The sequence below is a fragment of the Klebsiella sp. A-Nf5 genome, from assembly GCF_002810545.1.
Taxonomy (GTDB): Bacteria; Pseudomonadota; Gammaproteobacteria; order Enterobacterales; family Enterobacteriaceae; genus Klebsiella; species Klebsiella variicola.
Window position 1 is genome coordinate 1 of the sequence record NZ_PIOG01000013.1, and the last position, 756, is coordinate 756.

Below are 756 nucleotides of genomic sequence, written 5' to 3' on the forward strand. Positions count from 1 at the left end.
GGCAGAATTTATAGTTCGGTAACCGGCTACGCCGGGCTTTCGGCGCCATTTGACTCCACAGACACATGTAACCTCATCGGCACCCTCATGCCGCTTACGCGGTATTCAGAAGCTTCCCGATGCTGTAGGTTTTAACGTCTGCTTTGTGCCAGGAGCAGACATTTTATAGTTATGAGCAAATAATAATGTGATCTCGGCACTAACAAATTAGACTCTGTTATTGCTAAAAATCAATAATGTTAATACGATAAGTTTACCCAAACAGAATGATGGTTTTCTATAAAATGGGTGGGGTTTCAAGATATGCCGGAGGAAATGGTGAGGGAATGATTAATGCCTTGCTTAGCATTTTTAGCTTGATAAATCATGTAATAATAAATAGGATGAAGTGCTGTATTGCAAATTAGGAAAGCTTATGATAAGGATATTTTTTTTGCATTTACAATACAGCTCCATATGAAACATTAATAACTATTAAGGTATATGTTTATATTAATCCCTGATATCTAGATGAAGTTATTAAAAATGAACAAATTAAAACCAACATGGCAGTTATTCGAAGAGCTCGTTTGTCGCATTCTGAAAGTAAACAACTTTCAGATAAAAAGAAATAGTTGCAGAGGGGACAATGGATTTGATCTGCTTGCTGATTTTGGACAAGAAAGATGGGCTATTGAAGTTAAGTTCTACCGTACAGCGCGAGCTCAGCCTTCACTTATTGATGCAGCTGCAACTCGCATTTCGAGTAATGGCATA

The 756-nt window shown here is 37.7% G+C and carries 1 protein-coding gene; it reads left to right on the forward strand.

Annotation, left to right across the window (positions count from 1 at the left end):
* Positions 1–510: 510 nt before the first annotated feature.
* The coding region (locus CWM53_RS00620; RefSeq protein ID WP_165784993.1) for a restriction endonuclease at positions 511–756 on the forward strand (246 nt) is incomplete at its 3' end.